Here is a 23,782-nt window from a genome sequence, read left to right as displayed (position 1 = left end):
CATATTCCTTTGCCTCCCCTTGCCTCATATCAGCGATTACTTGCTGTAGCCATAGTTTGGCTAACAGGATAATAATAACTTTGCTATTCATAATATCCTCCTCATTTACCCTTGCCGGAGGAGGTATTGACTAAAAAAGTAAAAAGTGGGTATAATAGTAGTATATCTACCCCGGCAAGGGGTTACGACTATAGGAAGTCAATCATCTTGGCGGGTGGGTGACTTCCTATTTTGTTTTTATTTTTTTTGGGGAAACATCACTCATTTGATACAAGCCTTAATCCCTCGCGCTCAATCATCGGCAATATCCGATGTTGTTTCAGTAGATCGTAGATAAACAGCCGTCCTTTTTGCGTCCAGTAGGTATGTAGCTTGCTGCACTGTTCGTTTTTCCTGTTGGTGTAGTTATGTGTCTTTGATGTTGTATACCCCATTGGAGCATGATCCCGATATAGTAACCACGTATCACCCTGTTTGTACTGCACTTTAAAATCATGCAACAAGCCGTTTAACTTTGTAGCCGTCAGGCCATAATCCTTTGCAATTTGGCTGACTGATATGGCAGCTTTGGTTTGTAGTATCAAATCGTAATACGTGGCTTTCGGCTGCAACTCATGAATGATTTGAAACTGCTGGGCGTTTTCAATCTCCAATCGTTGTCGCTTCTCACGTTCGACTTTAAGGTCAGTAGCCAATCGAATGATTATATCAGGGTTAAGCAAAGCCTCCTCAACTTTCGCAGGTGTAAGGTAACCGCCGTGCTTGCGAATGGATGGTAGTACTTCATCAAAAATCCATCGTTCAAATCGTTCTGCCTTTTCTTTAATGACTGGATTTTTACTTTGATCGGCAGCTTTGACAATTAGACGATATATGTCACCTTCGGGGATAATTTTTGTTTCCTGTGTGCCGCCATTTGTAAGGATGGGATAAGTTATGCCCCCCTTGCAATGACTAGCTATTGCCTTATGAGGTTCGGCATACTCCAACGCTTTAGCAATATCGTTGCCCACTGCGTATTCCTTGCCATTAACCACAATGATTCTTACCTGCCCAAACTCGGGATTATTAAAGATTTGTAAGTTACTCATGCGCCTCCCCCTTCTTTTTAAATTTTAAATTTTTCCATGCCGTGAAACCCACGCCGTGCCGTGCCCCGCCAGGCCAAGCCTAGCCTCGCCATACCGAGCCACGCATCGCCAAGAAAACCATGCCTTGCCTCACCCTACCTCGCCGCACCTCACCTTACCGTGCCTTGCCGCGCCGTGCCTTGAAATCCACGACTATGTTAATTAGTGTCTTTGCTAAGCAACAACTTCGCTTCAACGACTACTCCGGCAGAGAAAGCAGCATAGGACAACGCTCTATCGCTGACGGCTCTATGTCGTATCTGTTCAGTGACAGTCATTCTATCAACAGGAGCAAGTTGTGCAACCTTCAACCCCTGATTTGCTCGTTTCTTGCTTAACCGAATTTGTCGCACCACCTCAAGGGTGTACTCCCCCGGCAACGCCACTTTGTATCCGGCATTGTAGACTGAGACAAGCATCTTCTGCTTATCTAATAACTTCTTGTTAGCCATATTGACTGCTGAATAAAAGCGATTCGTCTTTGTCGGAATACCTATGATCTCCGCTATCTCTTGGTGAGAATGAATCGAGCCATAGTCCCAATCAATAGCTGCTGAAACCAACTCCCGGTATTCAGGATGCAGGCGCGTGTTCTCAGTTGTCATCTCACAACCACCTCAAACTTTCCGTACCGCGGCCGGTAATCACACAGGCCAATATACTTCCCGGCAGTCTGGCAAATATGGAGAATCGTTTCATCATCAAAAATGCTAGGGTCAAATTCCAGAGATATATCAATGCTCCACCGGTCGAACCGAGGACGACAAATCATGATGGACGATTTACCCTGTAGCCTGCCAACACGTATATCGCGATACCTTTGATCATTTTTAAGGGTTTCGAAGTCCTTGGGGCCTGGATGAACCAGAGGAATCATATCAGGGAAAACAAATACGCCCTTAGTTATGTCCTTGCCTTTCTTAACGGTTTTCGCTGCATCACGCAGCGCAGCTTCCACATTTTGCGCCGGTATGAATACGCCAATTTCATCATCCCAATATAAACCTAATTGCCAGTCAAGCATCAACAACCCCAAGACATCTTCCTCTGTTTTTTGGCGCTTACTACTGATCTTCTTTTTGGCTATCGAAATTTCGTGAAGCGGATTAACCCCAACATTGCTTTTAAGTAAGAGTGGAGTTGTCCCGCGCAGTGACAATTGTATACTTTTCATTGATAGAGCGCTCCTTTTGTGCTATACTAAGCACAGCTTATTTACTTAACCGCTCTCATGGGCGGTTTTTTCTTAATTTACACTAAGATCACTCAATCTGTAGTTCCCTTTGCTTATCATTGTTTACGCATTCGTAATTTGATGATACAATAAATAGGTCTTCAAAATTTTTCCCTAGCGCTCTTATCGCCCCTGATATAAATTCATTACCAGGGTCATTATGCCTCGGGTCATCATCCGGAAGTTTGGCTCTCCATAACTGAACCTGTGATATTCCTATCTTTTTTGCCGCCTCTCTATTTGTCCATCCACGACTTTTAATGGCCTCATCGAGTTGTCCAACATTTAACTTTACAGTCATTAAATCCCCCCTTTGTTACGCCCTCGTAATTATTATAGCGCCTCTTTTACGAGCTCGCAATAATTATTTTACGGATGCGTAAAGTTTTTTTGCTCGGAGGAATAATTATGCCTAAAACTATTGGGAAAGAATTAGCAGATCTCAGAGCTATAGCGGGCTATGAAAGCCTTAGTGATCTGAGTAGAGCTTCAGGGGTAACCGTCGCGACCCTTTCGCGCATTGAAAACGACATACAAAAACCATCTCCTTCTACTCTTGAAAAGCTGGCGAATCCTTTAAACGTTAGCCATGATTACCTTATGGAATTGGCCGGGTACATATCTTCGAGCGATACTGAAACTTCATACTTAAGAAGAAGAATTGCTGAACTATCAGAAGAAATAAATTCCGTTAAAGAACATAGCGACCGATATGACACATCTTTTGGTGAGGCGGCAATTAGGGCAAACTTAGCTAGCAAGCAGGCAAAACTAAGAGACTTTCAACGTTTATTAGAAGAAAAAGAATCCAGCATTGCTAGTGATAACATTAAAGTTAATACGTCTTCAAATGAAACAAAAAGTCAATTATTAAAACTTTTTATGAAGTTGCCCATTGATGAAAAGAAAGCGGTATTACAGCTTTTTATAGACAACTTAACCGAATAATCCCAATGGCCAATACCTACAACACAAAAGAGGCGGACTAGCCGCCTCACATATGATACGATTAAAATGCCCCCGGCACACGCCAGGGGCATTTCTATTTCCCTTCCACGAACCACCGGCCATCTTCGTCAAACAAATACACCTGCTTGCCGGAAATTAGACAATTATACCTCCAGCCTATCCCGCCAGCCTTGAGAGCTGCAGCCCGGCGCACGTCGTAGACTTTATCGACGGTAAACTTCCGTCCATCAGCCCAATGCAGGATAGTGGGCCGGATAATTCCGTTTTCGTCATGTTCAGCCGTGATTTTAATAAATATTTTGTGTTTGTTTGCTTCCATGATATGTCTCACTCCAGAACGTTTGTTTGTCGTAATTACAGAACAAATGTTCCCAGGAGTAAAGTGGTAATAAATGGACATAAACGAGATGACAAAAATACCCTATGAAATATGTTCGGCTGCAGGAATAAAGTGTAAAAACGTGGTATTTATAATAAGGACAAAGTATTAAAATGGAGGCTGATGCTCTTTGAAAAGAATATTGTTGTTAATCCTAATGATTATATTATCATTGGGAACGGTACAAGCCCGCGCCAGTGAAATATCACAAAACGAGAAACAAATCCTTCCGGTGTTAATCGTAAATAACTCATACTCAAGTACAGATGAATCAATGGCTAAAATGAAAGCTGAATTACCTGCTATTCTAATGGATCAAATTACAAAATCACTAGGTGATAAATATAACATTAAACAATTAAATAATGATTATAATATCCACGATGTGGCAAGTACGGAGAAAAGTGATTTACTTGATGCATTTAAAGAAACTAACTATCCCATGGTTGTGCTAGTCGAAATTCTTCCCATCGACCCTGGTGCACGCAATGTCCATAAACTTGTGGGATTACACTTTAAAATTTTTAATATTAAAGATAATAAATATTTATACAATGGGAAATTATGGACAGGACGAACTAATGGCTACTATGGGTTGAGAGATTTGAAGCCTCAAATAGACATTTTATTAAAAGATGTATTTAAAATGTAAAATTTAATTTGTTATTTAGCCGGGAAACCGGCTTATTTTTCGCTTAATACAGAAAAAGCCGCACCCTGGAGGATGCGGCTACTGCTGGGGTTCTTTCTTTTTCCAATGGATTTCATAGCCCAGCACATCGGCAGCAGCGCGAAAGGAAATTCGCTCAGCATTGAAAGATTATTGCCAAGCGGCGCGGGAGAATGGCTGGAAGGTCAATCAAAACTACCTTTTTAGGGCAAAATATATGCTTTACCGGAGTCTATTAATTTTAAAAGCTTATTTACAATATTCACCTTTTAAAATAATTACGTGCTTCAGAATCTTCATTAATAGCGACCCCAATAGTATCGTTGCTACAATCATAGCCGTAATTCCTTCATGCTTATCAATCCATTGAATAATCTCAGAAAAATCCACGCCATCCACCCTCTTATTAACATTAATACTTGATTATAACATTCAAAATGTTACGTAGATTTTCCTCTAACCAATAAAAAAACCCGAACCGAAGTCCGGGGCTGCATCTACCTAAACGCCAAATACCCTAATCCAACCACCAACACCCCGCGCTGCAGCTTCAGCCCCCTAATCTCCGCCCTGACCTCGTGCTCGTATGCCACTAAGGATTCGTTGGCCTTCACTAATAAGTCCTGCGCTGTCACTAAGCTTTCCCTGGCTGCTGTCGATTCGGCTTTCAGCATCAGCAATTGATTCTGCAACGCCGCCAAGTCCCGCTGATACTCTGCCAGCTTCAGCCGCGCTGTCTGCAAGTCCTGTTTCGACTCGTCCAATTCCATCAGCAGCTGCCTGTTGTTCTCGTCCAGCTGCTGAAATATCTGTTCTAACCTGGTCAACTCCCGATCGGTCATCTGATACTGAGCCGAACAGGTACCAACCGATACCGAAACCAGCAAGCAGGCAAACAGCACCGATAACCAAAGTCTTTTTATCATTGAGAATCATCTCCTTTATTTTGGTTAAACTAAACATGAATGTCTCCTCTCCCATTAAAACGCCGCCCATCGCTGGACGGCGCTTTTTTATTCAATTATTGAGATAATCAGTCACACCCCTAGCCAACGCCCTGGCTATTTCGTCCTGCATTGCCGGATCGGCCAGCAAGGCGGCGTCATCCGGATTAGACACAAACGCCAATTCAACCAAAATGGCCACTGCCTGAGTATGCCCTGTGACGTACATTGCATTTGTCTTTAGTCCCCGGTTAACGGTCCCCAGCTTCCCGACCAGCTGCATCTGCACGTAGGCCGCAAAGTGCCGCCCCCTGACGCTACCGGCATAATAAAAAGTCTCTGTCCCCTGCGCTGTCGGACTTACTGCAGCGTTACAATGGATGGACATAAACAGGTCAGCCCCAAATCTGTCGGGTATGTCGCACCGGGCCTGTAACTCAGCAGTGGCCGACGCACCAGGATAGGCCACATCAACATCGGTTTCACGGGTCATAACCACCTGGCAGCCGGCAGCCACCAGATAATCACGTGTTTTTAGTGCCACCGTCAGCGCGACATCACATTCCCGGAGGCTATTGCCGCAGGCCCCCGGATCGGAGCCACCGTCAGTGGCCAGGATCAATACAAACTTTATAAATCCTTGGCATTTTACACCACCTCCTTAATAAAACGACCCAAGAGATCACGCTCTCTTGGGTGTATTACGTTATTATGGCAATCTACACAGACTACTTGTAGATTGCTCAGGTCATTGTTCTTTCTGTTTTTGTCTTTATGGTGCACATGCAAACGACGGCGCTTATTATCTTACCGCAAATCTCGCAAATAGGGTCTTTATGCCGCAAAGCAACACGCCTCCATGTATCACCGTTTAATTTTCGACCGTTCTCTCCTATCCTGCGTCCATCCACATACCCTGGCGCATTTTTGCCGCAACGTCCATACATCGGATTCCGTGTTCCGGATACATCCGCATGGTTGGCGCTTATCTTAGCACGAATATCTAGACTTTTTGCTGGATTATTATGCTTATTCCGGTATGTCGTGCCACATGAAGTTGAGCAGAATTTGACATTTCCACGTTTAATGCGATAAGGGTACACTTCAAAATCACTACCACAATTTTGACATGTCAACTTAACTTTAGACATAACAACCACCGTGACCGGGATCTATGCAAACCCTAGCCATTCTTTTTGTCCTCCTGCTCCTGGTTTGTAGTCACAGAAAAACCAGTCCCCGTAACCTTGCTAACAAATGTACAAAAATACTGCTTTAACTGAGCTACTTTTTTGTTGCCCATTTCTTCGAAGTTTTCTAGAATACTAAACAACTCAGTCATCGCAATATAAGCGTATATGCCGCCGGCAATCGCCTTGTTTAACTGTGTCCCTACAACGAGTATTTCAGGTAGCTTCCCAGTCATGACCGCGAAAACAATTAGGATACCATAGGTAAAAATCTTTTCGCCCCAACATTGTTTTAAAGCAGTACTAGATAAGTACCCTGGCTTCCAGGCATAAAAAAATCCGCATAGTAATGCGGTTGTAGTTGGCTGGATACCCTGGTCAATTAGATAACGTTTCGTGATGGCCACCCATTTTGTCAGAGTATCCAGGCAGACAAACACCATAACAATCAGCAAGATTATTTCACTGCCACCGAATAGAAAGCAAATCAAGGTTGATAAACCGGCTGCCGCTGCTTTATAGGGCCAGCAATCAGTAATCATGTCGATACTGCGTCGGATCAGTACCCAGAGCTTTAAAATATAATCCAACTCCCCACCCCCATAAAATTAAACATAAAAATACCGCTCCTCAGCGGCATGGCTCTCGCGGCATAGTTATCACCTCATCTCTATTGAAACTGCTGAATCCCTAAAAACTCCTGCCGGTATTTCCTCGGTATGTTTTGTTCTGTTCTCTCAAGGCTTGTCTTCCGTTTCCGCTGCCGCTCATCATCAAGCTGCTTACCCGTCACACGCAGGCGCTGCAGTTCCCGGCCGGCTTTTGCCTTTGCCTTTTGATTGCCGGCAGCCTCCGCTGCAAGGTAGGCATCGATGGCCTCGGCCACTTTATCACGAAGCCTTTGCTTTTCCGTGTTAATAATCCAGTCTCGGTCACGCTCAACACTTTCCTCAATAGGCATGAACCCCAGAGCCTTGATAACACGCGACATACCCTCCTCGTACCGGGTCTGTGTCCGACCCCTTTTCCCCTTTGTTTCGCCGGCAACAGCCTGAAGAATATTACCGACACCAGGGGTAATAGCTTTAACAGCCTCAATGCTATTACCCTGAGATATTTGCCGGATTGCATTATACACCGTATCCCCTGTCACGCCGAACATTCTCCCTAATCCCTCACGAACATCTTGGGGCATCCGTGTAGTTCCAAACCCTCCGATACCCACACGACTGGCGATGTCCACCCCTGGAATGCCACCATACCACAACCATTTTACCAGCGCCTTGCTTTCTTGTGGCAACATGCCTTGGCTGGCCCACTCAAACGTTGCCTTTTTCATTTCTTTTTCCCAATCTGCTCCCAGCAAGCCGCCTAACAGAGTGCCCAAAAGGTCTATAAGCGGCACGCCCCATATACCGGCAAGGAAAAAGTAAGGTACAAAGAACCGCGCCTTTTGCCCTGTGGAACCGTGCTTAAACATATCCCACATATATTCTGTTTGCATGATCGGAAACTTTTGAAACTGCAGCATCACTTGAGACACTGGGCCGCCGCGCCGGAAGATGTCAGGGGCGTTGTCAACAGCATACTCAAAGTTAGCTTTCTGATTAATTTCTTTTGCATACTGCAAGGCTTCTCCCTGGCTTTTCCCCTGGTCTAACGCTTGCTGATACGCTGCCAGCACCGATGCTCGCCGTATTAGCCCGTCCGCATAACGAAACGACACCGTAGAGTATTGTATCCAACGCTTTACTCCTGCCTTAGAATAGCCAGCTGCATTGTCAATCCCTAGGCTAGACTGTATGCCAGACCTGTGCAAAATTAGCTTGTCTTGCATGGCAGGACGGAATGCTCTCTTTAGGCCTTGAAAAGCATAGTCATAACTGTTTATTGAGCCTGCCAAGTTAATAAACTGTGTGAGCTGCAGCATAGTGGACGCAACATTGAGGAAATTCAACTTTAGGGCCGAAGCCAGCCCAGTTAAATTTCCCGCTAACTCTAACGCTGTCCTATCGCCTAAATAGTTACCAAGCCGCGCCCGTAACCGCGGATGCTTCTCAAGCCATGAGTTTACATCTTTTTCAATCTGGGTAGGTACGCCCAAAACATCGTCAATATAGTTCCTGATATACGACGCCTCACCCTCATGCCGGCCATCATATTTGCCATAAACCCGTTCAAAGCGGCTAACTGCCTCATGTTTAAACGGATCAAGCGCCACATAGCGGCCAATCATATTGAAGTAATGGCCAAGTACCCAGTCGAGATCCTTTTCAAACCCCTTGGCGCCGGTCCGCTTCATAAAGTTACCAACAAACCGGTGACGGTTCTTCATATGGACCTTATCAGACAGGAAGTTGTTTGCATCACCCAGGCTAATAGACAGGTCATCTGCAACCTTTTGCACCATCTTAAAGTAATCCTTATCACCAACAAGTGCCGCCTGCTCTGCAGCCCCCGGGAATTGGAATTGCTTTGGCTGTACGATGATTTCGCCTTTCACCAGCCCTTTAGCCAGTTCATTGGCTTTCTTTACAGCTTCACGCATAGTTTTGCCGGACCCTAACATGCGCTGAAACTCTTTGCCAGTTTCAGGATCAACAGCCTTCTCCATGATAAACCACTCATGGAAGAAGTGTGGCAGATAACCGGTTTTATTACCCACTGGCGGCTTTTGCTCCCGGTATTCGACCTCAAAGAAGTCACCTCCCCGCGCAAGCCCTTGAGCCCCTGGCAATACATGACTGGTTGTTGTCAGCGGCTTCTCACTAATTACCTGGACATTTTCATCCTGTTTAAGCGCCTCCAACTCAGCCTTTGTCAAGGTTGCAATCTGTTCGCGGATTTTAGGTGCTTTATAAGACACCAGTACCTGATTACCGTCCTTTTTTTCACTCAGAATAGTAACAAATTTATTCTCCCGCAGTTTTTCCACTTCTGCCGCACTCATATTTTTGCTGTAAGTCCGCACCTCTTGCCGCACATCATTTGCCAATTTATAAGCATGGCGCATAGCTTCCCGTACCATCTTATAGGCCTGAATTACCCGCGGCGCATACCCCATTTCCTGCAGTTCTGCCGTGGTAAATTCTTTTTCCAGGGCATCCCCTTTCCAAAGCAAGTCATTCCAGGCCGCTTTGTTTTCCTCGTAATTGCCATCAGATTTAAGCGCCTTTGTCCATTTATCGGCCCGATGCTTGAAGTGCTGGCGCAAATCTTCCTGCCTTTCCCTGGCCTTCGCAGCGATGTGAACAAATGCCTTGATTTTTGGATGGTCTTTGGCAATCACCGCAACCGAGTTAAGCCAGCGGGAGACTATACCGACGCTAGTACCAGCATCATGAGGTTTGACACTAACGCGAGGACTGGCGCCAAGTTGCTTGCTGAGTTTTTCGAGAGCTTTTTCGCCGATATCAGCAGAAAACTTAATCCCTTTCTGAGATTTACCTGTATCCAAACCAGCCTCATTCTTGACATCGCCAAGCATTTCCCTTACACTGATAGTAGGAATACCAGCTGCTGGCCCGGAGATCACACTATCTTTTGATTCGTGCAGAGTCCGGGAGGTACCGGCTGGTATTTTTGTTGCAATAGAATGATCATACAACTTATAGGTTTCTGACAAACCGTCGACCCACAAGCTGCCATCTTTATATTCTAATGCTGTCAACTTTACAACCAGTAAATCTCCATTCATGTCTGCAGGCGCATAGAATCGATGAACCCTCTTAATTTCGCTCCGGCCATGCGTGTCCGCATGAGACTCGACCAAGACGGCTCTTTCTAATAACTCCGGAACACTGGGGATAAGTTCATAATGATCAACCGTCTGCCTTTTGACTACCTCTCCACCCTTGTCGGAATTTAACATGTGCTCAAAACTATCGCCGGTTATAAATATCTTCCAGCCGGTTTGCTTATTAACAACAGGTGACTTACTGAGCATCTGTTGTTTTATTTCTTTAGGGAAATTACGTTTTTTGCGGAGTTCTTTCCAGTCTTTACCTTTGAAAATTGGATTTATTTTCGTTATCTCTACCTGTTGGGTAAGGACAGCCCTTTTTTCAGTTTTGCCCGCACTATACCGCCTACCCGAAAGACGACCCTTTTCTTCATTGGAACTATCTGGTTGACCGTCATTGACATCTTTTTCGCTTTGCGGTACTATACTATTAATAGAGTCGTGTTGTTGAGCCACCTCCTTGGGCAATTGTAGCCCTCTGGAACGGAGCCAATCGCGGCTCTTTTCTTTGTCCGCATATAGCAATCTTCCCTTGTCAATCTGATCTTCTACAAAGTTATTGACATTATTTCGTCCATACACGCTCGCAAGAGCATTAACCATATGGCTACCATGCTGTACTTCTAGGTGGATAGCAGCAATTACGCTTCTACCCTGCGAATCGACTAATTCAGTCAGCACTACAATACCGTTATCCACAGTGGCAGATTTAAATACCAGCACAGGGTTAGCCAACTGTTCTGGCAGTTGTTTTAAAGTTTCAAGAGAAAGACCATGTTTGCCGCCATTTATACCTGCAGGATTGACTATTTTAGCAACTACTTTTCGGCTAATTTCTATCGGCAACTGCTTTACGCCAATCTGCAGTAAAACATCAGGGGTACTACCCACAGCAAGGGGGGGACCCTTTTTTACACCTTCCGACCAATCGTCCAATTGCTTGGCAAAAGACTGATGCAATTCGGCAGATCTGACCTGCATTGCCGCTGCCGGCAGCTTCTGATACGGAAACTCCGTCCGGTCCTGAAACAGTCGGTTGCCTTTTGCATCCTTGAGCGAAAGCAGCGTCTTTCTGGCTGCATTCTCAAACACCATAACCTGTTGCTCAGTCAGTTTACTATTCTCTCCTGCATGTGTGAAATACTTAAGCCGGGCAATAGTCGCTTTGAGCCATTCAACCAATCTATCAAACAGGCCAACATCCCGACTTTGCAGATTCCGTAGCAATTGCTGCCTCATAGCAGTATCGGCAAACTCGTCGCTCAGCATTTCCTCAATGACTTCAGCGTCCGTCAACGTTTCGCCATGGGCAATCGTCTCTCGATACTGGGCTATCTGTTCTGACGTAATAGCGTCAGACCCTTGAATATGAGCCAGCAAGTCACGATATAGTGCCGGATTCTGCTGCTTCATCCAATGCATATTCTCATGCCAGAAGGCCCAGTCTGGTCCCCGATTGCCGTTGCGGTTAATATAGCTGATACCATTCTGTGGATCATAAAAACCTCTCAGCTCTCTGCGGGCAACAAAAAACCGAACCGGCACGCCCATAAAGTTGCCCAGTTCGGATATGGATTGTTCTTCCTTTGTGTAATTTTTTTCCGGGATAAAGCGGAGTTTCTCTTTGTTATCCTCTTTCGTCTCAATTTCGTAAGTTACATCGTATTCTGGTTCTTGTCTGAAAGAAAATGGCCGGAACTGGCCGGCAAAATTATTGGCTGATAGTTTTAGTTTTTCCCCATTGAGTGATGAATTGTCTCTGCTGGTTACTGGATCGTCGCCGGGGGTGGCCAGCTGCGGATCCTGCGGATCTTTGGGCGGTACCGTCATACCACTTGTGTCGGTCATGTACTCTTTGCCATTGACTGATGGCGACGAATTGGGTATATTAGAAGCAAGAGAAGTTTCCTCTCTTTCAGGCTGAAAACGTGTAGGCCTGGAAGCAGTAGCGTTGCGCGAATCGTACACTTCGCCAGCGACAGTGGGAGCTTCTTTTCTGTCTTTCCATCCGGTTAGCAGCCATGTATGACGATTTCCTTCTTTATAAAGCGAAAGCACTGCGGTATGTCCGTCATGAGTTATTAAGGCCCTACTCCCCTGTCCGGCTTCCTGTATTTTTGCCACTTCGCCTTTTGCAATAACATCTACCATTCTCTGGACTACTGCAACGCCGTCTTCTCCTTCAGACATACGTCTAGCAATAATATGAGATACACCATAGCCGCCTTTGAATTTATTCCCTCTCCCCGGTTCACCCCAATAAAATGAGATACTCCCCAGGTCAGGACGATTCATAGCATCAATAACATCAGTCTTTTGCGTAATGACAGTGCTTATAGCTTCTTGGCCGCGCCGGATATTATCATCTACAGCTTTAATATCTTTCTGCTGACGTAAATACTCAACACCAGGGTCGGTTGCGCCTGCACGCGGTTGCGCAGAGGACATCTTCGTTGCTTTCATCGGGTTTTGTTGGGTATCCCGACTCTGAGAAAACTTAATTCCCTGCTTCTCCATCGCTCTTTCGTAGATGCCAACCTGTTTTTCCAGCCCCAATTGCCTAGCCAAATTCAAGGCGGTAGGATAATCTCTGGCCGTTGCCGCCCTGGAAAGTTGCTGAGTCAGGTTTCTGCGTTCTTCCGGAGAAAAAGAAGCTGCCGAGTTGGGTACCTGGTTGCCACGTTGTACGGCCAAAGCGTTTTCATATAAAGCAGCCTTTTCATCTAAGCCAAGTTGTCTTGCTAAATTGACTGCCGACTCGTAATCTTTGCTGGTTACAGCTCGCATTAACTTTCGCCTTAGATTGGCGACTTCGGCAGTAGGCAATACCACTGGTTGGGCTGGCATATTCTGCTGTTGCAATTGCTGAACGGCTTGCGCTCCGGCCGGATTTGGCACTGATTGATTAGGCAGTGTAATTGATGGCCGTTGCGACTCCTGTTGGCCGGTTATACGATTTAATCTGGCTTCGTCAGCAGCCCTTTCGGTGTTGCTTGGCTTATTACTAACAGGCCCCGACATGGTATTAATATAGTCATTTGCAACGGCTTGTGGTTGTGCTGGATTAACGGTCTGGGATAATCCAGGTACTTGTTTGGAATTCTGCTGGCCAATATTTTGGCGTTGATTGACAGCACCCCTTAAAACATCAATCTCCTGTTTAATCGCCAATGGAGTTTGCTTCATGACCAATCCGGGCGCAGGAGAAGACATTAAGTTTGCAGTATCTTCGGCCTGTGCTCTTGATACAGTGTCAATCGGCGTAGAGGTTATGATTGCATTAGGCTTAGCCGGCTGCTGCTCAACAGATTGTGTTTGCTGCCGGAACTTCTCCGGGAATAAATGCTGGCCCAGCGGCACAGGGTTTTCGCCATTAGCAATCATATATTCGTTAAGGAGCTTGCCGACATTTTTCTTGGCAAGCTCCTCTTCTATGTAGTTGGATTCCTCTATGTTGCTGGTCTGGAGCTCAGGGATTTGATCTTCCAGCCATGTTACGGCCTGTTGGGTTTCCTCCGGTGTAAACTCGACTTTCGGAGGTTCCGGAATAGCAGTATCAGGCTGTCTAGCCGTTACCTGCCCGGAGGCGCCGGTATACTTACTCATGCCGCCCTTAATGCCAGCAGTATAGTTCTCTACGCTATCGGTATAATACCCGCCACGCTTCAAGGCGGCAGCGTATTCTTCCGGGGTTTTAGCCTCAAGTATTCCATCTTCCGCATACTTTTTAAGATACTTTGCATAGTAATCGGCGAACTTTTCCGGGCTGTCAAACTTCATATAGTAGTTGCTGCCGTCCGGCTGCTTGTTATCCTCGCCATTAAATTCTACTTGCGTCAGCCCGCCGAAATTATTGTTTTCTCTGGCTAACTGACTATTGAATCCGCCACTTTCGTGGTAAAGCTGGCCATAGATTAATTCGGCAGGGATGCCAGTCTTGGCGGCTACGCTCTGAGCCATGGCTTGATAGGGGTCTTGTGATTGGCCACTGGCAACACTGTTTGCTTGCCGGTTGCTCGTTGCACCGCCTAAAGCGCCGCCTGCGCCGCCCAATACCGCACCACCTACGCCGCCAACTGCCGCAGCATCGATCTCTTCCTGAGTCCAACTAAACGGATTATACCAGTTACCCGTTGGTTCGCCCATAACATCATTGGAAAGGGCAGTTTGCGTCCTTTCTTCAAAAGCATTCTGCAAACTGCCGCCAGCTGCACCAATAGCACTACGTTTTGCAATGGTCTTAGCACCTTCCTTTAACCCCTGCTGCCCAGCGTTTTTAACGCCTTTGCCCAACCATCCCATCCCGGCCGATTCAGTAAGACCAGTAGCTGTTAAAAATAGGGCGTTATAAGCAGCTAGTTCTCTAGTCGCACTTTTTATCTCATCTTCCGAATACCCAGCCTTGCGCATCTCTGGAACAATGCTGCCGCCTTCTGACATAGCTTCAAACGGCTTACTGGCCATATTAAGCACAGCAAGTTTACCAAGAGGAGTACTAGCAAATCTTGCAAGCGTAGGAAAACGACTTGCAATAGCAGCCGCACCGCCGGCGACAGCGCCACCAGGAAGCATAGAGGCCAATCCCGCTGCCCCTAATGCTTCAACTCCCAATGCGCCGGCAGAACCAACCATGTTACCGACATCATAAACAGCTCCCTGCGGATTAGTCCAATAATCTGAAGCAAAGGGGATCATATCTTTAGCACTGTACTGCTTTTCTCTTTTATTGCGTTCGGCAACTTTATCAAGATATTTAGCTGTATCGCCGCCAATACCAAAGTTTGCATCCATGAAATGCGCCTGCCCGGCTAATGCACCTGCCGCGCCTGAATCTATGGCATCCTTGAACCAGCCTAAAGCACCATTGCCCTCAGTCTCCTTTGTCACTGGCTGTGATGGATTGGCCGGTATGGCCCCGCTTTGCGCTGCTTGACTGTATGCGTTCAGTCTGTCGGACTTAACCCCCTGCGGATTAAGATAAGCATTGCCTAATGAATCTTGAGGTTGGTCCACTTTACCCACCTCATCTATATTTTCATTAAATGGATTAAATCCTGTTGTTATTGGAGAGGTATCTTCAAACGGATTAAATGCCATAATTCTCACCTACATTCCATAAGCTCTAAAATCAGTATCTGCAATGAGCTTTTCACCCATATCTCCATATTTTTGAAGAATATGAGCTTCTATCTGTTGACGATTCCACTTTTGACCGGCAGGTGCTTTAGCATTTCGCTCCAGAGCGGATGTTATTTCAGATATGGCGGAATTGTAATTAACAACCTTGCCTTGCCCACTCCCCTGCCCTTGCTGCCCGCCGCGCCCTTTCGTAAATATCGCATCCAGCTCAGCCGCCGCCTTGTTATAATCATCCAGCGCCTGTTTCATACCAGGAGTCTCAGTTTCAGCATCATACGAATGCTGTGACGCTTTGTAAAATTGAATAGCATTGTTCATCCGCGTCTGGAGTGCTCTTACTCGTGCAGCATCTTCTTTCGAAAAAGTCGAAACATTAGCAAGCGATTTGACGTCCCCAGAGTTGCTGATACCGTACACAGTGCCATCATCACCGGTAATGATTTGCTTAATCCCATTGGCATCCTGTCGGAACTTGGCCCAGTTCAGAGCGTTATTATCTTCGTGAATTTTACCCTGCAAGTCCAACCGCTCCCTGTCACCCGGTGCGAACCCCTTATTCCGAGTAAGGAACGTTTTCGCTTTAGGATCGCCAAAACCGAGTTCATTAGCGCCTTGCACCTCCACCATTTCCACCCTGTCGCCGAGATTAAGCTCTGCTGTCTTACGTCCCGGCGCCAGCCTCCTCAAAAGGGTCTCATCCAGTGGCAGGTTATTTACTTGATAATACTCCAACGCCGCCTGAATCTTCTCTTCATCAGCAGCGAAAGGATTGTACAGCGTTCTTATAAGCTGGGCATTGCGCTTCGTCTTGGCATCTGTTACCCGCGGCTGCAGCATTGTTTCAACCCGTTTCGCCACCTCCGGCGAGAAAGAGTGTTTAGCCAGAAATGTAGCGTTATCCGCCTCCCGCTGTCTGGGGTCTGCGTACTTAGCCACCTGGTCGTCAACAAGCCCCTTTATACTGGATAAGAGGCCCTGTGGCAATTCTGGGCGTACTCCTGCCCCTATACCTGGAGACAGGTCAGCCTGAATCCTTGCCAGTGCCGGCCCGTAAAGGCCTGTTGTCTCCATTTGCGAAGCAATTTGTCCAATATTTGACCGGGCAAAGTCATCATTGGAAATCCGCATGTCATTATAGCTAAGTTCCTCGCCTGGCAACTCAACACCATCATCTAGAGCCTTCTGACGTAGGTCTCTAGATTCAACTACAAATGGATCCAATTGTTTATCATCCCAACCCAGTTCTTTATGATCCTTATACTTTTTCTTAATTGCTTCATACTGTTTTAAATAGTTATATTTCTTGTCGAAACTCCCATAAACCCCCTGTACCTCACTGGCCTTTTGGGCATTGGCCGCCTGTTCAGCAATAAATTGTTGCGTTGCGTTATCCGCCTTTTTCTTTTCCCACTGATCCCCGAGATATTTGCCAAAAGAAAACCCGACCTGGTCAAGGGCCTGGTATCGCGGGTCATTTAGAATGATAGCCATGTTAATTCCTCCTCCCTAGGACGGCAGCTTAAATCCTCCGCTGGTCCATCCACTCAGCGCCGAACCCAGCAACCCACTGCTGCCTTTCTTTATCGCAGTCTGCGCCGGACTCGAAAGCCCCATTTGTGCCTGCAGCCATTGACTATAAAGCCCCTGCGCCGGCTCCAGCATGGAGTTGCCGGTACTCACCAGGCCGCTGGCAATCTGCCCCTGCTGCCCCAATGCCTGCATATAGTTATCCATCACCCAGTTCGTTGCATCCGTCCCGGCCTGCGCCAGGGCATTTTGCGTCATGGAGTTGGCGCCCAAATTTTTAAGCGCCATATTGTTGACCAGGCTGCCAACCTGCTTGTTGTAGGTATCCGTGGCCTGGCGCTGTAAATTGGCCGCCGTTTCCCCGCTGAGTTGCCCTGACGCAGCCTGTGAGAGCAAACCTGCCCCCTGGTTAATGTAATTGCTTGCCCCACCTAGCAGGCCGCTTGCAACACCGGTCAAATCCTCCCGCATATCCTGTTGATAATCCCATTCCGGGTACACCTGCGCCGGCACGCTGGACACTTTATCTTTGCTCCCGAAAAGCGCTTTTTTCACCCCACTCATCAAACAACCTCCTTTTCTAAAACATAATGACCATCCACAAACCCGGTCAGCGTAAACCCGTACTTACGGGCGAATGCGGCCGGGTTTCTTTGGGTCCAGAACCGGAGTTTACTGCAGCCTAATTCCTTGGCCTTTTGATTCAGCCACCGTAGCCAAAACCGGCCACCGCCGCACACTTCGCCAATAATCAACACATCTCCATCCTGGATAGAAACACAAAACCCGCGCTCCTCATCAAATACAAAGTCGGAACCGGGCCAGCCGTTAGGGTATTCGCCTGTCTTTTTATGATAGAGTTTAAGCCAATCGTAGAGAGTCAATTTAATCCCCCTCGACTTCCACTCTAACTTCAAACGATGTGACATAACACGCATTGCCGTCTTTCGATGAACAGTTGGCGGCAATGCAGAGACCGATAGTATGGGCCCCCTCGGCATCCAGAATATAAGTTATCCGGTCACCGATAACTGCGTTATTGTAGTTGATTACCCCACTTTTACCATAAGAGGCAGCCTCATTCATCAGATAAGGTTCTCCATCAATGTGTACACCAATTTTGGTATATACGTCATTGGCCCAACCACCCCAGGTATTTGTCCACCCAGTAAGTTTTAACGTTACCTTGATAGGCAAACTCTTGTTTTGCACATAAAAAGGAAAGTTACCTAACGTATAATTCTGCCAGGCAACGCTGCCTCTTAAATCATATAAATAGGCATCATATTCTAGCGTTGATTCTTGTGCAGGAGGAATATAGACCCGCTTAGCCGCATAAATCTGACCGGTTGCTTTATTGCGGAACCGCAGCGGAGAGGAAAAATAATTAACCAGATTTGTAGTAATCGGCAAATACAACGGATTATCATCAGGGTCCTTTAACTGGGCATACATACCGCCAGCAATGTCCGTTGAGGCATCATAAAGCTCATGGCTAATGATCTTTTTACTATTGTTCTCTACTACGCGGATGTTGAGCTTATACTCGCTGAGTGCCACGTCACCACCACCTTACTTCGCAATCCAGATATTGCCGCCAACATCGCTAGTCGGAATATTCCAGGCAGTGCCTTCCGTGTCGTTGGTTAGCCTGCTGCTGCCGTTGAGCAGAGGAATATTATTGGCAGTACCGTCGGCGTGCTTGCCGTCAACCATATCGACATTACCGTGCTCAATCAAAACGGCGATCAACTGTTCAAAAGCAGTCATATCGCCGTAGACTTTTGCAAACTCTTGGATAAACTTTTCGGCTGCCGCGCGGACGGTATCCCCATTCGGGCCCGGTCCTGTATCTACGGGAAAGCCTGGTGAAAAGGGCATAGTTTACACCTCCTGTAAGATCGCTTTACTTCCTGTACCGTAAAATTAAGCCGGCATAGGGTTGCTAAGCTGGATAAGTTACCGCTATGGTGTAGGTCACTGTCAAGCGGGCTAAATCGGCAACTGTTATTGGTGTACCTAATACGTCCCTAACTAGCAGATAATTACCGTATAAACCATAGCCGTTTGTGCGTCCCAAAAGACCAGCTTCACTTACGATTATTGAAGCACCTGAATTGTTTGTGAAATAGCGTGAATGCGTTGCTGTGTATATCTTACTCCCCGAATCATACGCTTTTACAATGGCATTATGTGCATCATGCGACATCTGCCCACTTGAAGTACCCTGCGTTATTTGTGTTGCTAGCTTGTAGTCCTCAAATGAGTACGCTGAGTTTCCCGTACCAATAATTATACCAGTTGTGGCAGTAGCTAGTGCACCATGGTAGCCTACCGACGACTCACTGGAAGTGCTAGACATATCGCCAAACCCAACTATTAAATTTCCACTCTTGGCAGTTCCGTCAACAGCCTTCAGGGTTGTGTAACCGGCTCCGAACACTGCGCCTGACATGTTGACTCCACAAAAACCGCTCACTAATACATTGTAAGCATTTCTCACCCAACTATGACCGCGTTCATCATGTTCGTGCAATACATTGCCATTTAGATCTTCCACCTTAAACCCCCAAAACATCTCAGGAGTTGGAATGTGGAGTTTTGTACCAAGCTTCCGTATGGCATCATAATCTTCTTCGGTTGGTCCATAAAGCATAAATTTATCCCCCTTAACTAATTACTGCAGTAACAGCTGTACTAGGCAATGTTACCGTTAATTGAGTTTCTTTGTTCCCCGCGTCTGATCCCGCTTGGGTGACGGCGGTAACCGCGATTGACGGCATACTGCTATTACCGCCACTTCCGCCTTGACTTATTTCCGCAATCTTGGTGTGATAATTTGTGAACGGCACACCTGTTAAGTCAACGCCCTTATCGATAATCGCCTGTTTAATGTTTTGCTTTGCTGTATTCAGAGTTATCAACTCACTGGCAATACTCACTTCTCTCACACTCCGTTTATAGCGGCCAGAGCAGCCTCCAGGCCGCTAAGAATACCGCTAGGCTTAAAAACACTATTTGCATTATCCCACACTAAAATCTCGCCGTCAGCCGGCGCTGTAGTTAAATCAATATAATCAACTGAGCCAGCCGGACCAGTATCCCCCGCTTCGCCTTTCAGTGCAGCCAAAAAATTAGCCTCTGTGCCGGTGTGTCCGTTATCCAACCAGATTTGATAGGCGCTTTTACCATCCGCACCGGGAGTACCAGGGGAGCCCTGTGCACCATCGGCACCAGTTGCACCAGTATCCCCCGGCGGCCCCTGCTCGCCTACCACATGTCCGGCATTAATCGTCGTGCTGTCCGTCAGCGTGATGATCAGATCACCATTCTCGTTCACCACTGCGCTGGATATCCCGACACCGCCGCCACCGGATACCGTTCCCGCTTTCCAGGTTTCTGTCGTGGCGTCATAAACCAGTACTTGACTGGCAGTCGGTGGCGTTGCAAGATCAACATCAGTCAAATCAGCCAGACTGGAAGCCGTGCCACCCGCAAAATAATCAAGAGCATTCCAAACGTCAATACCGTTACCTATCTTCATTTTAGGTGGTACTAAGTCTATGGCAATCCCTAGCTCCCCCTGCGCCAATACGGGATTAGCCGCAGTCCAATTTGCCTCCGTGTCGCGCCTTAGTTGTATAATATCAGCCACCAGCTCCACCTCCGTCGATCCTCTGTATCGGCAAATACACACTTGCACTGGTTCCGCCGTCAATATTACGTTCAACGGCACCCGGCCTCCATTTCGCACCGTCAAAAGCAAGCACATGGCCTTTAGCCGGCAAAACCGTTTCATCCACATCCTGTAAATCACTTAATTCAAACGCGGCAAGGTCCGCCGCCACACGCGCTATAGCCGCAGTATTCTCGGTATCGGCCTGATTAAGCCGGTTCACTTCGTTGACTAGTGTCGTGCCCAGATCGGCGACAATACTTTCCAGTGCTTCCCCTTGCCCTGCTGTATAGGCATCCGTTATCCCATACCCCGCCAGCGTAGTCGGCGTGCCCTGTACACCCTCCCAGGGTACAAAGTCAGCATGGTCAGCAGCATTTACCTTACCATCATCGTTGCTATCATACTCAGACTTACGCATGTCTCCTATTTCGAACGCAATATCGTTATAGGAGATTTTCCATTTCTGGTCAGCCGCATCACAGAAAAAAGCCGCAGTGGATTCTGCGACTTGTATGGCAAAGGACATGCCGACCGCGTCCTGCTTAAAAGTGGTTGTTTGCCCTGTACTATCCTGAAACTCCATTAAGAATTCATGCTCCGCGTTGCCGAAGCGGATTTTACCATACACCGGGCCATCTTCTGTCTCCTGATCGATAATAGAAAAACCCGGTTCCATATCTTCCTCTTCACCACCGGCTATCTGAAAAACAAGCCGCTGCTCGTCATTATCATTCACCACACTGAAGCGGATAAAATCCTTGACCGAAATCTGGGCGCGACTCCCCAGATAATTATCTAAGGACAAACTCCCCTGCAGCAGATTAGCCGCATATTTCTTGATCTCCGTCATTTTTTGATTAATTAACTGATTGATTTCCTCGGTAATTTCCGCCTCCTCATTACCGGCTCCCGCTGCTTCCTGTAGTGCGGCAATCTGGTCATCGTAACTTTTCAGCGCCCGGTTCAGGAGGATGAAATTACGTTCTATCGCCTCTGCTGTGACATGGGTATCCAGTTTAGTTGCCAAGTGCTACACCTCCACTACCTCAACCTTAACGTCATTCAGCGCAAAAGTCCCCTTAACAGAAGTAACTCTCATTGAAAATTCCTTGGTCCGGTAGATCTGCCGCTTGCTGGCCGGTGTGGTCCTGGTCAGCGCCCACAGCGGATGGTTGGCGTCATGCAGATAGCCAGTGGAATCATGCACATAGGGGCTTTCCGCCGTATAGCCAATCGGCAGTTGCACCTTACTAACTGCTACATTTGCCAATACCGCGCTTTTGGCATCGACCGACGCGGCAATGCGCTTAATCAAAAAGTCGTTGATCGTGGTATACAGTTTACCTTCCACATCAATCTGGATCAGATTGCCGCTAACCTCCGTGTCAGCCGTTTCATCTAGCCGGTAGATGGTATCCCCAGCCAGCACGTACACCGTATTGCCCACAAGGCAAACATCCGAAATCGGGATACTGAATTTACGCACCGTAAACACCCCGGAAAAGTAATGAAATAGGTAGGTTGTGCCCATATCATCCGTCCGTACCCAAAGCTGCTTCTTGGGCTGTATATCCCATATCTTTGCATTCTGGCTAACCCCTTGCAGCAAATCCTGGTTAACTGCCGCCCCTACCTCCGACGACCGGAGCGTGCCATATTCTCCAGAATTAAAGCCCATGACCGAAAACCCGTCCTTACCAACATAATACAAGCCATTGCCGGCAAAGCGAATCGCCTCCGGTCCCGCCACATATACGCCCTCCGGGCCATCATACACATCCCAGTTATAGTCACCGACTAAACGGAAGGTCTTGCCTGATCGTTTTATAACAACTACATTACCAAACAATTGTTTAACGGCCACAATGCCGCCACCGTCCTGGTAGCCGACCTCCGCATACCAGGCATCCTGGAGGTTATCTGTGCCATAATTCCAATTTTCAATGTCCCCGACCCCGCAGAAATAAACAATATCGCTGCCGGTATTGCTTGTGGCCAGGCGGCCGCCCCGCACATAGCACATGTCCGAGACCGGCGAACCAGACGCCATGTTAAACGCATTAAAATAGTCCACGTACTGAACCCTGTTCCCGGATACGATTGCCGTATACGGCCCATACACCGCATACGCTGGCCGCTTAATCCCTTTCAATTGTCCGATCAGCTCCGGCGTTGTATTGGGCGACAAATACCCCCGGAGCTTATATAAACTTCGACCACAATTCGTCAAAAAATAATTATCCTTGTAATTGTAAAACAACGTATCCGCCGCTGCCGGCAGCGTAACTACCGGCACCAGCCCCGCGGCTACCTTTAGTTTGCCGGAAGAATAGTCAATTTCCACATTGGTGGCTTCCTGCAGCATATTCGGCAGAAACTTTTCCGAGTTAGGGGCAATGTCTTTGCGCAGACCACCGGTAAAGTCGGCGAAGGTCAGCACTTGCGCCCTCTCGCCATGCTTATTGCTCAGTTTTGGCATAGACCTCCACCTCCCTTACAGCAATTTGGCCAATAGGCCTTCATCCTGCTGGATTTCAAATTCGTTTTTGTTTTGCGCGAACATGGCCGCCACATATGCCAAGGCGCTGACATACTGTGCCGGGAAGTCAACACTGTCGGTCACCGCCTTAATCCGGGGCTTGTGCGCATAGTATTGCACCGTCATATCGCCCGGAGACCGCATTTTGACCTTGCCGCCCAACACCCGCAGCGGATATTCGCCGCAAGTCTTTTCAAAGAGCAAGGGTACAGGCATATCGTCGGTAAAGATGTCTTCCTGCACCATGATCAAGCTGCCGGCGGCAATCAGCTGCTTGCTCAAAAAGGTAATGGCCTGATTGATATGGGGCAGCAAATCTTCATCTGTCGGGTATTCCAGCTTGTCAACATCATGGATAAGAATGCGAATTTCGCTAATAAGGTCGGAAGTGCCGGTATCGTAGGCCGGCCGGCCTCGGATGATGCACTCCCAGGGACCTGTGGCGGTAATCTCTACGGTAGTAAAGGGGGATAATTCTTCCGCGTTCAGCTCTACGCCCGGATAGAGCCGAAATTCATTGTTCTCGCCGGCAACGATGATCATTTCCGCGTCGCCGTTATTAAACGCATTTACCGCCGTACCGTAAAATGAAATAGTTTTGGAGAAATTTCCTGTCCCAAAAAAAGAATCTGACAGCAAG

Annotated in this window: 22 protein-coding genes and 1 pseudogene; 2 read left to right on the top strand and 21 right to left on the bottom strand. The window is 47.2% G+C overall.

Features of this window, described 5'->3' with window-relative positions; all coding sequences use genetic code 11:
• Positions 1 to 257: 257 nt before the first annotated feature.
• The 4 genes from ACZ481_RS10335 to ACZ481_RS10320 all read right to left on the bottom strand — a co-directional run bounded on the left by ACZ481_RS10335 (position 258) and on the right by ACZ481_RS10320 (position 2,665).
• Entirely contained in the window at positions 258 to 1,091 is an 834-nt protein-coding gene (locus tag ACZ481_RS10335) for a phage antirepressor (protein ID WP_464770063.1), read from the bottom strand.
• 197 nt (positions 1,092 to 1,288) lie between these two features.
• Entirely contained in the window at positions 1,289 to 1,735 is a 447-nt protein-coding gene (locus ACZ481_RS10330; RefSeq protein WP_464770062.1) for a hypothetical protein, read from the bottom strand.
• Positions 1,732 to 2,304 carry a hypothetical protein gene (locus tag ACZ481_RS10325; protein ID WP_464770061.1) on the bottom strand — a complete coding sequence of 191 codons (573 nt, stop codon included), beginning with the start codon at positions 2,302 to 2,304 and terminating at the stop codon, positions 1,732 to 1,734. Before ACZ481_RS10325 ends, ACZ481_RS10330 begins: the two co-directional genes overlap by 4 nt.
• Before the next feature lie 88 nt (positions 2,305 to 2,392).
• Positions 2,393 to 2,665 (bottom strand): hypothetical protein, encoded by a 273-nt coding sequence (locus ACZ481_RS10320; protein ID WP_464770060.1) that lies wholly within the window; start codon positions 2,663 to 2,665, stop codon positions 2,393 to 2,395.
• A gap of 107 nt (positions 2,666 to 2,772) precedes the next feature.
• Between ACZ481_RS10320 and ACZ481_RS10315 the strand changes: the two genes are divergently transcribed.
• Complete coding sequence (locus ACZ481_RS10315) at positions 2,773 to 3,312, top strand: helix-turn-helix domain-containing protein (protein ID WP_464770059.1); 540 nt, start codon at positions 2,773 to 2,775, stop codon at positions 3,310 to 3,312.
• 94 nt (positions 3,313 to 3,406) lie between these two features.
• Here ACZ481_RS10315 and ACZ481_RS10310 read toward each other — a convergent pair whose 3' ends face one another.
• A complete protein-coding gene (locus tag ACZ481_RS10310) occupies positions 3,407 to 3,652 on the bottom strand; it encodes a hypothetical protein (RefSeq protein ID WP_464770058.1) in 246 nt (81 codons plus the stop codon).
• A 190-nt stretch (positions 3,653 to 3,842) separates the two neighbouring features.
• On the opposite strand from ACZ481_RS10310, the gene ACZ481_RS10305 reads away from it, so the two are divergent.
• The gene (locus ACZ481_RS10305) at positions 3,843 to 4,364 is read left to right on the top strand and encodes a hypothetical protein (protein WP_464770057.1); all 522 of its coding nucleotides are present in this window, start codon (positions 3,843 to 3,845) and stop codon (positions 4,362 to 4,364) included.
• Positions 4,365 to 4,879: 515 nt separating this feature from the next.
• On the opposite strand, the gene ACZ481_RS10300 is transcribed toward ACZ481_RS10305, so the two are convergent.
• From ACZ481_RS10300 to ACZ481_RS10225, 16 genes and pseudogenes are all read right to left on the bottom strand, one after another.
• The gene (locus ACZ481_RS10300) at positions 4,880 to 5,308 is read right to left on the bottom strand and encodes a hypothetical protein (protein ID WP_464770056.1); all 429 of its coding nucleotides are present in this window, start codon (positions 5,306 to 5,308) and stop codon (positions 4,880 to 4,882) included.
• Positions 5,309 to 5,399: 91 nt separating this feature from the next.
• Positions 5,400 to 5,948: an N-acetylmuramoyl-L-alanine amidase family protein gene (locus tag ACZ481_RS10295; RefSeq protein ID WP_464770055.1), complete on the bottom strand. Its 549-nt coding sequence runs from the start codon at positions 5,946 to 5,948 to the stop codon at positions 5,400 to 5,402.
• 561 nt (positions 5,949 to 6,509) lie between these two features.
• Complete coding sequence (locus tag ACZ481_RS10290) at positions 6,510 to 7,106, bottom strand: phage holin family protein (protein ID WP_464770054.1); 597 nt, start codon at positions 7,104 to 7,106, stop codon at positions 6,510 to 6,512.
• 80 nt (positions 7,107 to 7,186) lie between these two features.
• Complete coding sequence (locus tag ACZ481_RS10285; protein WP_464770053.1) at positions 7,187 to 15,355, bottom strand: MuF-C-terminal domain-containing protein; 8,169 nt, start codon at positions 15,353 to 15,355, stop codon at positions 7,187 to 7,189.
• Positions 15,356 to 15,364: 9 nt separating this feature from the next.
• Positions 15,365 to 16,888, bottom strand: coding sequence for a hypothetical protein (locus tag ACZ481_RS10280; RefSeq protein ID WP_464770052.1), 1,524 nt, complete (start codon positions 16,886 to 16,888; stop codon positions 15,365 to 15,367).
• Positions 16,889 to 16,903: 15 nt separating this feature from the next.
• Positions 16,904 to 17,488 carry a hypothetical protein gene (locus ACZ481_RS10275; RefSeq protein WP_464770051.1) on the bottom strand — a complete coding sequence of 195 codons (585 nt, stop codon included), beginning with the start codon at positions 17,486 to 17,488 and terminating at the stop codon, positions 16,904 to 16,906.
• Entirely contained in the window at positions 17,488 to 17,808 is a 321-nt protein-coding gene (locus ACZ481_RS10270; RefSeq protein ID WP_464770050.1) for a hypothetical protein, read from the bottom strand. Before ACZ481_RS10270 ends, ACZ481_RS10275 begins: the two co-directional genes overlap by 1 nt.
• A gap of 1 nt (position 17,809) precedes the next feature.
• Complete coding sequence (locus ACZ481_RS10265) at positions 17,810 to 18,484, bottom strand: hypothetical protein (RefSeq protein WP_464770049.1); 675 nt, start codon at positions 18,482 to 18,484, stop codon at positions 17,810 to 17,812.
• A gap of 12 nt (positions 18,485 to 18,496) precedes the next feature.
• The gene (locus ACZ481_RS10260; protein WP_464770048.1) at positions 18,497 to 18,805 is read right to left on the bottom strand and encodes a hypothetical protein; all 309 of its coding nucleotides are present in this window, start codon (positions 18,803 to 18,805) and stop codon (positions 18,497 to 18,499) included.
• 64 nt (positions 18,806 to 18,869) lie between these two features.
• On the bottom strand, positions 18,870 to 19,580 hold the full coding sequence (locus tag ACZ481_RS10255; RefSeq protein ID WP_464770047.1) for a hypothetical protein: 711 nt from the start codon (positions 19,578 to 19,580) through the stop codon (positions 18,870 to 18,872).
• A 13-nt stretch (positions 19,581 to 19,593) separates the two neighbouring features.
• On the bottom strand, positions 19,594 to 19,875 hold the full coding sequence (locus tag ACZ481_RS10250; protein ID WP_464770046.1) for a hypothetical protein: 282 nt from the start codon (positions 19,873 to 19,875) through the stop codon (positions 19,594 to 19,596).
• Complete coding sequence (locus ACZ481_RS10245; protein ID WP_464770701.1) at positions 19,872 to 20,468, bottom strand: collagen-like triple helix repeat-containing protein; 597 nt, start codon at positions 20,466 to 20,468, stop codon at positions 19,872 to 19,874. Before ACZ481_RS10245 ends, ACZ481_RS10250 begins: the two co-directional genes overlap by 4 nt.
• Positions 20,469 to 20,495: 27 nt before the next feature.
• A pseudogene (locus ACZ481_RS10240) lies at positions 20,496 to 20,579 on the bottom strand (hyaluronate lyase N-terminal domain-containing protein); the annotation flags it as partial.
• Positions 20,572 to 21,630 (bottom strand): hypothetical protein, encoded by a 1,059-nt coding sequence (locus ACZ481_RS10235; protein ID WP_464770045.1) that lies wholly within the window; start codon positions 21,628 to 21,630, stop codon positions 20,572 to 20,574. The pseudogene ACZ481_RS10240 and the gene ACZ481_RS10235, both read right to left, overlap by 8 nt.
• A gap of 3 nt (positions 21,631 to 21,633) precedes the next feature.
• Positions 21,634 to 23,082: a hypothetical protein gene (locus ACZ481_RS10230; RefSeq protein WP_464770044.1), complete on the bottom strand. Its 1,449-nt coding sequence runs from the start codon at positions 23,080 to 23,082 to the stop codon at positions 21,634 to 21,636.
• A gap of 15 nt (positions 23,083 to 23,097) precedes the next feature.
• Positions 23,098 to 23,781 carry a hypothetical protein gene (locus tag ACZ481_RS10225; protein WP_464770043.1) on the bottom strand — a complete coding sequence of 228 codons (684 nt, stop codon included), beginning with the start codon at positions 23,779 to 23,781 and terminating at the stop codon, positions 23,098 to 23,100.
• Position 23,782: the final 1 nt, after the last annotated feature.

The sequence above is a fragment of the Sporomusa intestinalis genome (assembly GCF_055383785.1).
This window is presented reverse-complemented; position numbering and strand designations above follow the sequence as displayed.

Coding starts and splice junctions, on each gene's coding strand:
- ACZ481_RS10335 (WP_464770063.1), bottom strand. CDS start 1,091: ATGAGTAACTTACAAATCTTTAATAATCCCGAGTTTGGGCAGGTAAGA.
- ACZ481_RS10330 (WP_464770062.1), bottom strand. CDS start 1,735: ATGACAACTGAGAACACGCGCCTGCATCCTGAATACCGGGAGTTGGTT.
- ACZ481_RS10325 (WP_464770061.1), bottom strand. CDS start 2,304: ATGAAAAGTATACAATTGTCACTGCGCGGGACAACTCCACTCTTACTT.
- ACZ481_RS10320 (WP_464770060.1), bottom strand. CDS start 2,665: ATGACTGTAAAGTTAAATGTTGGACAACTCGATGAGGCCATTAAAAGT.
- ACZ481_RS10315 (WP_464770059.1), top strand. CDS start 2,773: ATGCCTAAAACTATTGGGAAAGAATTAGCAGATCTCAGAGCTATAGCG.
- ACZ481_RS10310 (WP_464770058.1), bottom strand. CDS start 3,652: ATGGAAGCAAACAAACACAAAATATTTATTAAAATCACGGCTGAACAT.
- ACZ481_RS10300 (WP_464770056.1), bottom strand. CDS start 5,308: ATGATAAAAAGACTTTGGTTATCGGTGCTGTTTGCCTGCTTGCTGGTT.
- ACZ481_RS10285 (WP_464770053.1), bottom strand. CDS start 15,355: ATGGCATTTAATCCGTTTGAAGATACCTCTCCAATAACAACAGGATTT.
- ACZ481_RS10280 (WP_464770052.1), bottom strand. CDS start 16,888: ATGGCTATCATTCTAAATGACCCGCGATACCAGGCCCTTGACCAGGTC.
- ACZ481_RS10275 (WP_464770051.1), bottom strand. CDS start 17,488: ATGAGTGGGGTGAAAAAAGCGCTTTTCGGGAGCAAAGATAAAGTGTCC.
- ACZ481_RS10260 (WP_464770048.1), bottom strand. CDS start 18,805: ATGCCCTTTTCACCAGGCTTTCCCGTAGATACAGGACCGGGCCCGAAT.
- ACZ481_RS10255 (WP_464770047.1), bottom strand. CDS start 19,580: ATGCTTTATGGACCAACCGAAGAAGATTATGATGCCATACGGAAGCTT.
- ACZ481_RS10245 (WP_464770701.1), bottom strand. CDS start 20,468: ATGAAGATAGGTAACGGTATTGACGTTTGGAATGCTCTTGATTATTTT.
- ACZ481_RS10230 (WP_464770044.1), bottom strand. CDS start 23,082: ATGCCAAAACTGAGCAATAAGCATGGCGAGAGGGCGCAAGTGCTGACC.